Consider the following 12,586-nt stretch of genomic DNA (forward strand, 5'->3'; position numbering starts at 1 on the left):
CCAGCCCTACAAGGGATTAAAATCCTCCATTTCAGACCGTTCCGCGGATTCACGGTGAGCTATAGAGGGGAGCACCCGTTTAAATGCGTTAACCTCAAAAGCACTTGAGAGGGGATGCGGTGTCTGAGTTGATCGGTGCGCTAAGACTTAAGATCATGATCAGACCCAAAATATGCACCCTTTTTGGCCTAGTGGCCATGTTTCTTGCTGCCCAAGTCGTTGGAGCCGAGCAAGATCGTCCCAATATCCTCTGGATCGTAAGTGAGGATAACTCTGCCGAGTACTTGCGACTCTACGCCCCGACTGGGGCGCCGATGCCGAATGTCGAGCGTTTGGCCGAGCAAGGAGTGGTTTTTAATCACGCTTTCTCAAATTCGCCTGTTTGCTCGACGGCTCGCAGTACAATCATTTCTGGAGTTTACGGGCCGCACGCTCTCACGCACCATCACCGTCGCCACGAGCTAGTCCCGATCGCGGATGGTTTGCGCATGTTTCCTTACTACTTGAGGCAGGCGGGCTACTATACTTCCAACAACTCCAAGGAAGACTATAACTACATCGGCGACTCCGAGGTTTGGAACGAGTCGAGCAATAAGGCGACCTACCGCAAGCGTGCTCCGGGCCAGCCATTCTTCCACGTACAGAACTTCGGGACGACTCACGAAGGAAAGCTGCACTTCAAGAAGGAAGATATGACACCGACCAAAACAGACGTGGAACGAGTATCCGTCTCTCCGGTACATCCAAATACAAAACTCTTCCGCTATACAAACGCTCGCTATCGTGACTTGCATATGACGCTCGACGATCAGATCGGGGCGTTTCTGGAGAAGCTGGAAGCGGACGGTTTGGCTGACGATACGATCATCTTCTACTACGGTGACCATGGCGGCGTGTTGCCGGGAAGTAAGGGCTACCTTTACGAACGTGGACTACAGATCCCGATGGTCGTGTATGCACCAGAGAAATGGCGTCACCTTTTGCCGTCAGGTCCGGGCACGCGAGTTGACGGATTCGTTAGCTTCGTTGATCTCGCTCCTACCGTCTTGAACCTTGCCGGTATCGATGCTCAGAAGGGGCATGACGGAAAGGCGTTTCTGGGTGATGGGGTATCGCTCTCCGAGCTCAACGCTCGCGATACGAACTTCGCCTACGCTGATCGCTTCGACGAGAAGATCGACTTTGTGCGTGGTTTGCGTGTAGGGAATTTCAAATACGTTCGTGCGTACCATCCTTATCAGCCAGACGGCTTGATGAATGAATACCGATACCGGATGCTCGCCTACAAGGAATGGGCGGAGTTGCATGCGGATGGAGAGCTAACGGACAAGCAGGCTCAGTTCTTCAAGGCTCGCGCTCCGGAAGGATTGTACGACCTCGATAAGGATCCGTACGAGCTGAACAATTTGGCTGACGATCCAGCCTACGCGAAAAAGCTGAAGTCTATGCGAAAGGCTTTGCGAGCTCGTTTGGAATCGCTTCCAGATCTAGGCTTCTATCCAGAGAGCGCTGCTCTCGCTCTGGCCAAGTCTGGACCGATTGCCTATGGGGATGACAACAAGAAGAAGATCGTTAAATTGATGGAGATAGCGGATCTTAGCCTGCTTCCGTTCAAAAAGGCGAAGAAGGATCTTGGTGCGGCTCTCGACTCAGAAGATCCTTGGGAACGCTACTGGGGCTTGGTTGTTTGTAGCTCCTTTGGTAACGAGGCTTTGATCTATGTCGGAAAAGCCAAGGAAATGGCTAAGAAGGATAGCGAAAATCTTGTCCGTTTGCGGGCGGTGGAATTTCTTGGCCTGATCGGGGCGGAGAACCCGAACGAAGGGCTTGCTCAATGCCTCAGGGACTCCACGCATGAGGTAGAGGCGAACATCGTTCTCAACACCGTTGTCCTATTCAGTGACTTCTCTGATTGGCCAAAGCTCGAGTTAGACGAGTCATGGGTGAAAGCGGAGTGGCTTGCAACGGAGAGAGGTAATGTAAGCCGTCGCTACGGGTATCTGATGCCGTAGGGGAGGACAACATTCCCACGTTACTTTAATGGAGCCGGATTTTATCCGGCTCCTTTTTTTGTATTCGAAAGTCTGTGACGGTTTTTGATTAACCTTTTTGCAATCAGATCCTAGCAGTGTCCCGTTGCTTTTACGTTACCCCATGTTTTCCCAACTCTGTTAGGCCGAGCGATTGTCCTCGGTCGAATTTGTATGTCTCCCCAACTCAGAATTTCCGCAGCCGTGTTTGGGCTCGGCTTTAGTTTGATCGCTTTTTCTATCGCAGATGGCGGCCCGAAGTACCGCGAGGAAAAGGAGAAGCGGCTCGAGTCCATGGGGCGTGAAGATAAGGCCGAAGCGATCTTCAAGAAGTGCCTGGAGCGTTATTCCTCCTGTGAGTCCTACCGGGGACAGGTAAAGGTTAAGCGGATCGATTCCTACGAACATGGATTTAGCGTCGAGGGCTCAACGCTAGTACACACTGTGGATCACTACCGATTCGATCTAGAGTACAAGAGGCCGGCCCTAGTGGAGGCCTCATATATGAGTGTGCCTGAGAATAAGAAACGGAAGACCTTGTGGACGATATCGAAAGTGGGGGACGAGTATCACCTGGGCGACTACACGAAGAGTAATGCAAGTAAGATCGAATCAGAGCTAAGCAGTATTATGGGACCTGTCGATGTAGCGACCTACGGTTTGCTCTCCACTCTCTACGCTTTTCTCGGCGATGCAGAGGGGCTTGAGTTGTTGGATGACACCTTAGTGTTTCGCAAACGATCACGCACGGGTGGACGCATGTGCTATTTGATAGAGGCCAAAACGTATACAGATAAGAGGATTTGGATCGACTGTGAGACCTTTGAACTGCGTCGAATCGAGTACAATCCCAGCGAAGCGACCTTAGATAAGGAGATGGCTTATATTGCTTGGAAAACAGGGTTCGCAGGAGAACTTGAAGATTTGGAGGAGGAGGACCGTCCACAGGCATCGAGGTTTAGGAGCAAACGCTCGTTTTCTAGATCCCAAATTGTCTTCAACTTCGCGAGGCAGGAATTTCAGTAGCTTTGTTGTTGGTGCAGATGCGAGTTCCCATGTTTACCCGATTTTGCTCTTTCACAGCATCTCTGCCCTTGGCTGTAATCGCGCTTTCGTTTGCTCATGCCGATGGGGTCGGGCCGAAAGTCGATCGATTGACGGGAGAGAGCGCAGAGCACCGACGCCAAGCTGCGGAAGAAATCCTGCGTCAGAGCGCTGAGTTGTACGGGTTGCGCGATTCTTACTCCTGCCGAGTCGATGTGAAAAAGGTTCGTTCCTACAGTATTGCCTACGACGACATTAAGTCCGGCGGGTTGGAGACTGATAGGACCAGTTTGGTTTACCGGTACAGGTTGGAGGTTGAGTACCGGAGTCCAGAGGACTATGAGATTTCGTGGAGCTTTGTTCGTTCGTCCGGAAAGACTCGCTTGAATTGGACTATTTCCAGAATCAATGGCGAGTATCACTGGAGCGACTACAGGGAAAAGCCACCCGAGTTAACAGTGGAACCTGATTTGAGAGAACTCATCGATGCTGTGGATTCCAGCTGTTTCGGGCTCCTATCATTTCTAAACCATGTGCTCGACCCTAGTGAGCGTCTAGAGCTGTTGGATGATAATTTGGTCCTCTTGAGAACAGGAAAGAAAGACGGCAGGAAATGCTACGTCATCGCTGCAAACAAGTTCACGGATAAGAAGATATGGGTTGATTGCGAAACCTACGAGATACGAAGGATTGAATACTCTCCGAGTCGTAAGACAGTTGAGAAAGAGATCGCTTACCGGAAATGGAAAGAAGGGGACGTTCCTATGGAGTCAAAGGAGGATGAAGAGGAGTTGGTTATCGCTGCCGCTATCGTCAATCCAGCTCCTTCTTCGAAATACGAGATTGTCTTCCGTTTTCGTGAAAACGTAGAGGCCCTTCGGTAAGTCTTGGGTCCTGATTCGAATGCAGCGAGCCGATCGGTAAAAAGCTGAATTGCAAAGGAGTTCAGTTGGGTACTCAATCGTTGACTAGAATGGGTACCCCAAATTCCAGAAAGAAAGTTAGCCTGCGTGACATCGCCAAGGAAGTTGGGCTATCTGTCTCGGCGGTTTCGCTCGCCATGCGGAACAGCAGCAAAGTGTCCCCTGAACGTAGAAAAGAGGTTCTCGATACAGCAGAGCGTTTGGGTTACAAGAAGGACGGCCGCATCGTTGAGCTCATGGAGCATTTGCGCACGAAGCGTGATGATCGCTTGATATCCAAAGTCGCCGTTCTGGTCCCGGAGATTAAGCAGGAAGAGCTAAAGCGTTTTCCGTTTATTCGTCGTATCCTAGACGGATTGGAGGAGCAGGCGGAAGAAAGCGGCTATGGCCTGGATGTAATTTATCTCGAAGATCTCAAGGCGAGCCCCAAACGCTTGAAAGGGATTCTCACCGCTCGCGGAATCAAGGGGGTGATCGCGGTCCCTTGGGTGAGCGGAGTGGGTAGCTTGAAACTGGATCTTGAAGAACTCTGTGTCGCTACGGCTGGATACAGTATTATCGAACCGATGCTGAATCGGGCCTGTACAAACTATTTGCAGATGATGGATGAGCTGATCGAGCAGGCCTGTCGACTGGGATACAAACGTATCGGATTTATCATGACGTACACCCGAGGTGGAATCGGTCATAAGCTTTTCGCCTCATCTTTCTTGTTCTACTCGATGCTGATCGAGGAATCGCAGCGGATCCCGATTCTGCCGAGGAGAGATATTTGCGAGGGGAAAGTGAAGGAATGGATGGATACCTATAAGCCTGATGTGGTGATCAGTTCTGAGATGGTGCGGGGGATGCTCGCTGACTTGGGCTATGATATGCCGAAGGATCTGGGCTTCGCATCGATAGATATCGCGGAAGGTCCAGACTACGTTTCAGGGGTGGACCACAGGCATGAGCTCGTGGGGCGTGAAGCTCTCAAGCTCGCCGTGGCGGATGTGAATTTGAACAAGACTGGGCTACCGGAAAACCCAAAGGTAGTGACAGTGGATAGCCACTACCATTCAGGCGAGACGCTGAGGCGAGTGGGTGAGCCGATCGATATCAAGATACGTTCTGCCGTGCACAACGAAGCGGGCGAGTAGGGCTACTTCATAAGTCGGAACCAAGCCTTGGCCATACGCTTTGCCAAAGGGGTTACTTTGCGGAACATGTATTGGTCTGCTGCTTTTCTCACCACTTCAGAGCGAGTTGGATAGGGAAAGACGGTTAGCCCTAGTTTTTCGAGCCCTGCATTTGCGGTGAGACCGAGACTTATGTGCCCGATCAACTCTCCCGCTTGCTGGCCGACTATGGTGGCGGCGACGATCTTGTCCTTGCCGCGTTCCGTGTAGATTTTAGCAAAACCGAGAGCGGCTCCTTCGATTTTGGATCGATCGACTGAAGTGAATTTCTCCGAGTAGCAGTCGAGTGACTCGATTCGACTTTGAAGCTCCTCCCAAGTTGGCCCGATGTGGGCGACCTCCGGAGATGTGTAGGTCGAGTAGGGGATATGGCGTTTGCTCGACTTGAACATACGGAGTGGGGCGAGGGCGTTCAGCGTGGCGTACTCAGCATACGCGTAGGCTGCGTGAGTGAACTTCTCCTGTCCGCTTATGTCGCCAGCGGCGTAGACGCGCTTGTTACTGGTGCGCTGGTAGTCGTCGACTGTTACACCGTGCTCCGTGTAGGCGACTCCCGCTGCTTCCAGATTGAGTGATTCGATGTTTGGAAGGCGCCCGGTTGCAACGAGGATTTTGTCGACTTCGATTTCCCAAGGAGTTCCATCGGAGTTGCCCTCTATTTTGTATCCACTTTCTGATTTCGAGACGCGTTCGGTCTTCGCGTTCAGTCGCAACTCAATCCCGTCTTTGGTGAATTCTTCCGCGAGGATTTTTCCTGCTGCTAGGTCGTCGTGTGGCAGAACGCGGTCTCGGGTGCCGATAAGGGTGACCTTTGAACCGAGTCGAGCGAACGATTGACCGAGCTCGCAGCCGATTGGGCCCGTTCCGATGACAGCGAGTCGTGGCGGCAATTCGGTGAGGTTAAACACGGTGTCGCTTGTGAGGGGCTGGATCTCTTTCAATCCTGGGACCTCCGGAATTCGAGGTCGACTTCCAGTGCAAATCATCGCCCGTTTGAAGCGAATGGTCTCACCATTGAGCTCGATTGTATTCGGACTCGTGAATTGCGCGGTGCCATGCAAAAGTTCGATGCCTCGGTCTGTCACCGAAAGGGCAGAGTCGTCGTACGAGATCTTAGCTCGCTGTTGTCTTAGGTTTTCCATGACAGCGGGAAAATCCACTTCGATGGAACCGGTCTTGATGCCAAGCTCATTGAGGTGGCGGGCTTGGTGGACCGAGTTCACTGCGTGGATGAGCGCTTTGGAAGGCACGCATCCGGTTACGAGACAGTCTCCGCCAAGCCGCTCGCGTTCGATGAGAGCGACGCTGGCTCCGAGCATAGCTGCTCCTCCTGTCGAAACCAGTCCTGCCGTGCCTCCGCCGATTGCGATGAAGTCATAGGATTCGCGGTAGGGAAGTTTGGGCCAGTGCCTCGGGTTTACGTTTTGGTCGAGAAGCTGGTCGTGGGGATTGTCGGGGAGGACGGACATTGGGCTTATTCAGGTTTGTGGGCGCTGATTCGCCCATAGCTTAAGGCTCCTGACTTTACTGAGCTCTTGGCGTCGTTGAGCGCGTTCTTCATTTCAGCCAAGGAGAATCCAATATCGTTCGTAATCTCGGCCATGCGAGATATGCCGTAAACGAGGAGCTTCCGCTTCATAGAGCTCAATGTTTCGAGAAGAGCGGGGCCCTCGTCGTGGTAAACGATGTTCTGGAATCCAGCTTTGCTAAGGATGCTCGTATATTGCTCAACTGATTGGGCATTGCCGAGACAAGCCAGATTGCCGATCTCTCCTGCGAGTGAAGGGGGGAGTGGCTGATTGACGATCATATCGCTAATTGAAAGCCGCCCCCCCGGAGCCAAGACCTTGAACCAAGCCTGAGAGGCCTTCTCTTGGTCCTGGACGAGGCTAAACGCACATTCGCAGAGTATTCCGTCAAAAGGGCCTAGCTCCTCTGGAACTGCCTCTGCTCGAAGTTCCTGAAACTGTATCGACTCGCCGCCTACAAGTTTAGATTTGGCGAGCTCGAGTTGCTTGGGGCTCGCATCGGTCGCGAGTACATTCGCGCCGAGTTCGGCCATCTTAACGGCGGAAGAACCTCGCCCACATGCGATGTCTAGAACGCGTGTCCCGGGAGTAATCTGCAAGCTCTCGATGCTGCGTCCGCTCAGTTCGGGGCCACCAGGGTGGAAACTTTCGCCGAGGAAATCCTCGACCCAGTCGTGTTCATATACGCTGCAGCAAGATACGCCGCCGCAACAGGAGGAGTTTGAAGATTCAGATTTCATAGGTTTCCTTGCGGGCGGTTGAGGGCGTTGTATTGGCAAAAGGATACAGGAGTTCCGTCGCGTGCTGTGATATGCGTGCAACAGGTGTCGATGCGATCTTGGTCGTAGGTGTAGGCGTCCATGAAGGGTTTGATTCCGATCGCGAAGAGACGTCCCCAGCTGTTCTCGTTTTCAGAATTTTCGCTTCCCGAGATTAGATCGATAAGTTGATCAAGTTCCTCTTCTGGTAGCTGAGCGAGTGCTTCAGATTCAGACGCAAGGGCGAGGGCACGCTGTAGAGCATCTGGATCGTCGAACGTGTCGCTAACTGCTGAGATCCCCTCGGAGATCTCGGGCGAAGCCCATTTCTCGTAGGGAGGGAAAAAACGTGAAACCGGGATGAGTCCATCGTCGGAGCGTAAGGCAAGCGCCATGCGGAAGCAGTTCGGGTCGCCACAGGGGATTGGCGTGAAGTCAGCCCGGCTAAAGATTCCAGATTGTTCGGCGATGAGTCCGATCGTATCGGATGCGGTGATACGGTCGACCCGACGTGGATTCACATAGCGTCCCGAGTACATAGCGGGCTGGATCATGGCTTTGTTCACCGCTGGCGATTGAGAGGCGACTCGGATAAACTCGGAGATCTGATTGTCATTGACTCCGCGCGTCAGGGTCATGACAGGGATGGCTTCGAACCCGTGCTTCGCGCAATTTTCCAAGGCTCGGGCTTTGACCTCAACGAGCTTTTCGTTTCCGCGTAGTTTGGCGTAGACATCGGGGGTTGTGCCGTCGAATTGAAGGTAAATGGAAAGTGGCTTGCCGAGCTTCGCTAAGGATTTCGCGAAGGTGTCGTTGGAGAGTTTGATTCCGTTGGTATTGATGTAGACCTGCTTAAAGCCTTTCTCGTAGGCGAGCTCGATCATTGGCAGAATGTCCGGGTGGATGGTCGGCTCTCCGCCTGAGAGCTGCAGGGCATCTGCATCGCCGTGCTGATTGGCGAGCAATTTATCTAGCAAGGCGTCATACTCTTTGAGAGAGAGAAAGTGATCATTTTGCGGCGACGAGGACGCGTAGCAAGTCGGGCACGTGAGGTTGCACTTTTGAGTGATCTCCACGAGCAGTACGCAGCTGTGGTTATCGATTGCCGAACCGCATCCACCGCTGCCGCAACCGCAGGACGAGGCCTGCTGAGAGTCGGGGACTTTTATCAGGTACTCATTGGCGTCGCTCGATAGCAAAGCGCTAAAGGGGCCGCACTTCTGGCAAGTCTTATCCATCCAGATCTGCCTGTTGCGACGAAAGACCTCAGCTTCTATGTACTGAAGGCACCCGGGGCAGATGCTAGTGGTCTTTTTGACAAGTTCTCCGCGTTTGAAGTCAGGAAGTGTGGATACGTATTTCTTTTGTAGAGGAGGTGGTGGGACTTTGTTCATTAAGGCAGTGTTGTTCTACTTGGTGGGATTGGATTGTAGGGGCGGCGCTTGTCGCCGTACCGCGTCGGTATGACTGGGGCTCTGCGGTGCGGCGACGAGCGCCGACCCTACAAAGTAATGTCTTTAATCGGTTTAAAAAGTAGAATGAGGGATCTTTAGAAGGATGAACGCCCCAATCCGGATTGTTGCGGTATTGGGGCGGTAGATGATTTGTGATTGCTTAGCGAATACTGGAATACTGGCCGGATAAGGCTCGCCTCATTGGTTGTTTGGTGAGGCTCTTGTTCGACTTCATATCGCTTTGCTTGGGCCCTTTTGAGAGTGAGGAGTATTGTCCTGAAGTTCCATTGTCCTTGATCATCTTACTGGTCATGGAAGTTTCCCCTTGTTTGGGCCCTTTGCTATTCTGACTTGAATATTGTCCGGCAAAGCTAGCGCTAGCGAAGCCGAGTACTGCGATTATCGCGATTGTCTTTCTGATCATTTTTGTGCCGTTGGTTATAGGGTTTTATGTGACCTACTTGAGGTCGTTGGCATTGACCCTATGACGAACGACTGAGGCGCTTATTCCCGGGGCTCGTCTTTTTTCTCGGGAAATTGCTTGGTTAGCGGGCATGAAAAACCGCAGTCCCTTGGTAAGGGCCTGCGGTTGAGGAGATTGTGCATGAGCGACGTAGCTCGATTCAGGAGGTCTTTTTAGCCGATTTGGGTCATCTCGTTGACGGCGACGCTTTCGAGGGCTCCGTCGGTCGCGGCTAGGAAGTCTTTGAGGTGTTGGGCTTCCATATGGTCCTGCCAGAGCTCTCGCGTTTCCCAGTTTTCGAAAAAGAAGAAGTGAGTGGGAGTCTCGTTGTCTTGGTGCAGGTCGTAGTTGATGCAGCCAGCCTCGGCACGAGTGGTTTCGATGAGCTTGAGGAGCTCGGTTTTGACGAGATCGATGGAGTCGGCCTTGGCGTGGATGTTTGCGACTATTGTGAGTTTAGACATGATAGTGTTAAGTAATTGGATTTTTGCCCACGAAGGACACGAAGTGTCACGAAGGAGGTTGGATTTGTATCTGGTTTTTAACCACTACCGAGGATCGAAGAGACGACACTCGAGAAGCGGAGTGTGGAGACAATTACACGGCGTGCACAGGTTTTAAATGATTGAAGCAAGCTTTTTCCTGTGCCGACGTTGATCTGCGTGGTTTGAATTTGGCCTTTTTGCTTAATCGACCTAGTCCTCCGGATTTGCCGGGGCCCAGGCTTTGTCTAGTTCATCAGAGCTGTTGTTCTTATCGAGGGTCATGAGTTCTTCCAGTTCGGCGGTGTGCTTCTGATACATGGAAACGTAGTTCTCCTCATCCTGACGATGGATCTTGTGAAGCTCTGATAGCATGGCGTCGTCATTGCGTTGGAATATCGATTTCATTCGGCTTGCTTCATAGGGTTCGAAGCCGAGTAGCTTAAGGGTGTCGAATCCCAGGTTAAGGGCACTTCCGTAGGTCTCGCGTCGGATAACTGTGACGCCGTGGTCCATCAGTTCGTAAGCGGACGTTCGGTCGGCGGCGATAGAGGCGATTTTGAGGTGTGGGTAGTGTTTGGATACAAGCTCTACGAGCTCTCTCGCTTTTTCGACATCGCTAATGGTTATGACCAGAAGCTCTGCTTCGGCGGCACCCGCTGCTTCAAGAAGGTCGAGGCGGGTAACGTCGCCGTAATAGACTTCGAATCCGAATTTACGCAGCACATCGACATTGCCAGCGTCATGGTCGAGAATGACGGGTTTGATACCGGCGGTCATTAGGAATCGTCCGAGATCGGTGCCGAGGCGGCCAAAACCGGCGAGTATGACCTTGTGTCCTTTCTTGTCGATGTTGTCTGACTCACGAGTGTCTCCGCTGATTTGCTGCTTCGCGCTTAGCTTGTCGTAAGCGAGGAAGAGAAGTGGCGTGAGAAACATCGAAATGGCGACTGCTGAAATGAGCGGGTCGATTGTGGTGCTCGGGAGGACGCCATTGGTTTTGGAAAACTGGAACAAAACGAATGCGAACTCCCCTCCTTGAGCGAGGGAGATCGAAAAGAGGGTGCGGTCTGATTTCTGTACTTTAAACGCGAGTCCGGTCACGAAAAGCACAAGTGCCTTAAGGCCCATCAGGCCAAGGACCAAGCCAGTGATGAGCAGAATCTCGTCGCCGATTAAGGTGAAGTTGAGGCTCGCCCCGATGGAGATGAAGAAGATCCCGAGAAGCAGTCCTTTGAACGGCTCTATATCGCTCTCCAGTTCGTGGCGGTATTCGCTGTCGGCCAGGACAACCCCAGCCAGAAATGCTCCAAGGGCTGGTGAAAGACCGACCACTGTCATGAGTACTGATATTCCAACTACGAGTGCGAGCGCGGCCGCGACGAAGATTTCGCGTACTCGGGTGGAGGCGATGATTCGGAATATAGGCCTGCTGGCGTACTTGCCAAGTAGGAGAATCGCGAGAATGGCCCCGAGTGTGATAAGGACCTGAGCGTAGCCTGGCAGCGTGCCAATATCGAAAAGGTGGGATCCGTGATGACCGTCATCGTGAGAGAGGGGGACGGTCGCAAGCAACGGCAGGAGCGCGAGCATAGGGATGACCGCTAGGTCTTGGAAAAGTAGGACGGAGAAGATGGATCGACCAGACGATGTATCCATTAATCCCTTCTCCCGAAGTGTCTGCAGGACGATTGCTGTTGATGAGAGCGAGAGGATGAGCCCTACGGCTAGGCCTTGTTGCCAGGGGAGAAAGGCGATGGCCACGCCTGCGATGAGTACGCTCGAGACGACAACTTGCGTTCCACCCATTCCCAATATCGGCGTCCGCATCTGCCAAAGCAGGGAAGGCTTTAGTTCGAGTCCAACGAGGAAGAGCATCATGACAACTCCGAACTCTGTGAAGTGCATGACGTCTTCCACGTTTCCGATCATGGAAAAGCCGAAGGGGCCGATTACGATGCCTGCGATCAAATAGCCGAGCACGGAGCCGAGACCTAGCTTTTTGGCAATTGGTACTGCGATAGCAGCTGCGGCGAGAAAGATGAATAGTTGGAGAAGGAATTGTTCCATTAGACGGGTCTCCGAATTGCAGTGCTTAGGTTGCTGTTCAGGTAGGGGCTTTGTTTGACGAGTTCGAGGTCAAGTGTCTCGTCGCGCAAAGCGATGACCGCTTGTCGATAGTCCTCAGCGTAGGCTGATACCTTTTCCTGTCTGAGGCCACGGTGGATACCGAGTACGGCGAATGGTGGCAGCCATGTCATTTTGCAGAGTTTTGCGGTTGCTCGCATCGGGGAGGTGAGTTCGCTGATGGTGAACTCGTTGTAACCATATTTTTGGTACGTGCTATCGTCGCCTCCTGCAGTGAGGGCTTGCAGGAAGAGTTTGCCGGCGAGAGCGTTTCCGTGGGAGCCAAACCCCCAGCCGTGTTGAAGTACGAGATCGAGCCACTCCTTCATAATCGCTGGCGTGGAGTACCAGTAGAAGGGGTGTTGAAAGATGATAACGTCGTGTTCCTCGCAGAGTGCTTGCTCGCGTTTCACATCGATCAGGAAATCGGGATAGTGTGCGTAAAGGTCGTTGAGCGTGACGTTTTCCAGGCCTTCAATTGCGGAGCGCAGAGCATTGTTGATCAATGATCGCGACCTCGCTGGATGAGCGAAATTGATGAGGATCTTTTTCATAGGCGCGGAGGCGTAGAGGGGACAGGCAAGTGTGGATTGGACAA

General features: G+C 52.6%; 11 protein-coding genes. 4 read left to right on the forward strand and 7 right to left on the reverse strand.

Annotation, left to right across the window (positions count from 1 at the left end; genetic code table 11):
- The first annotated feature begins 155 nt into the window (after positions 1-155).
- From JIN87_RS24675 to JIN87_RS24690, 4 genes are all read left to right on the forward strand, one after another.
- Positions 156-2,012, forward strand: a complete 1,857-nt coding sequence (locus JIN87_RS24675) for a sulfatase family protein (protein WP_200358692.1) — start codon at positions 156-158, stop codon at positions 2,010-2,012.
- Between the two features lie 192 nt (positions 2,013-2,204).
- A complete protein-coding gene (locus JIN87_RS24680; protein WP_200358694.1) occupies positions 2,205-3,056 on the forward strand; it encodes a hypothetical protein in 852 nt (283 codons plus the stop codon).
- Positions 3,057-3,085: 29 nt separating this feature from the next.
- A complete protein-coding gene (locus JIN87_RS24685; protein WP_200358696.1) occupies positions 3,086-3,958 on the forward strand; it encodes a hypothetical protein in 873 nt (290 codons plus the stop codon).
- 89 nt (positions 3,959-4,047) lie between these two features.
- A complete protein-coding gene (locus JIN87_RS24690) occupies positions 4,048-5,136 on the forward strand; it encodes a LacI family DNA-binding transcriptional regulator (RefSeq protein ID WP_200358698.1) in 1,089 nt (362 codons plus the stop codon).
- Between the two features lie 2 nt (positions 5,137-5,138).
- Here JIN87_RS24690 and JIN87_RS24695 read toward each other — a convergent pair whose 3' ends face one another.
- The 7 genes from JIN87_RS24695 to JIN87_RS24725 all read right to left on the reverse strand — a co-directional run bounded on the left by JIN87_RS24695 (position 5,139) and on the right by JIN87_RS24725 (position 12,542).
- Complete coding sequence (locus tag JIN87_RS24695) at positions 5,139-6,644, reverse strand: dihydrolipoyl dehydrogenase family protein (protein ID WP_200358700.1); 1,506 nt, start codon at positions 6,642-6,644, stop codon at positions 5,139-5,141.
- Between the two features lie 5 nt (positions 6,645-6,649).
- Positions 6,650-7,444 (reverse strand): class I SAM-dependent methyltransferase, encoded by a 795-nt coding sequence (locus JIN87_RS24700; protein ID WP_200358702.1) that lies wholly within the window; start codon positions 7,442-7,444, stop codon positions 6,650-6,652.
- Positions 7,441-8,856 carry a radical SAM protein gene (locus tag JIN87_RS24705; RefSeq protein WP_200358704.1) on the reverse strand — a complete coding sequence of 472 codons (1,416 nt, stop codon included), beginning with the start codon at positions 8,854-8,856 and terminating at the stop codon, positions 7,441-7,443. The genes JIN87_RS24700 and JIN87_RS24705 overlap by 4 nt, the downstream gene beginning before the upstream one ends.
- Before the next feature lie 220 nt (positions 8,857-9,076).
- Positions 9,077-9,340: a hypothetical protein gene (locus JIN87_RS24710; RefSeq protein WP_200358705.1), complete on the reverse strand. Its 264-nt coding sequence runs from the start codon at positions 9,338-9,340 to the stop codon at positions 9,077-9,079.
- A gap of 212 nt (positions 9,341-9,552) precedes the next feature.
- Positions 9,553-9,843 carry a putative quinol monooxygenase gene (locus JIN87_RS24715; protein ID WP_200358707.1) on the reverse strand — a complete coding sequence of 97 codons (291 nt, stop codon included), beginning with the start codon at positions 9,841-9,843 and terminating at the stop codon, positions 9,553-9,555.
- A gap of 231 nt (positions 9,844-10,074) precedes the next feature.
- The gene (locus tag JIN87_RS24720; RefSeq protein ID WP_200358709.1) at positions 10,075-11,931 is read right to left on the reverse strand and encodes a monovalent cation:proton antiporter-2 (CPA2) family protein; all 1,857 of its coding nucleotides are present in this window, start codon (positions 11,929-11,931) and stop codon (positions 10,075-10,077) included.
- Entirely contained in the window at positions 11,931-12,542 is a 612-nt protein-coding gene (locus JIN87_RS24725; protein ID WP_200358711.1) for an NAD(P)H-dependent oxidoreductase, read from the reverse strand. The genes JIN87_RS24720 and JIN87_RS24725 overlap by 1 nt, the downstream gene beginning before the upstream one ends.
- Positions 12,543-12,586: the final 44 nt, after the last annotated feature.

The sequence above is a fragment of the Pelagicoccus mobilis genome (assembly GCF_016595505.1).
Taxonomy (GTDB): Bacteria; Verrucomicrobiota; Verrucomicrobiia; order Opitutales; family Opitutaceae; genus Pelagicoccus; species Pelagicoccus mobilis.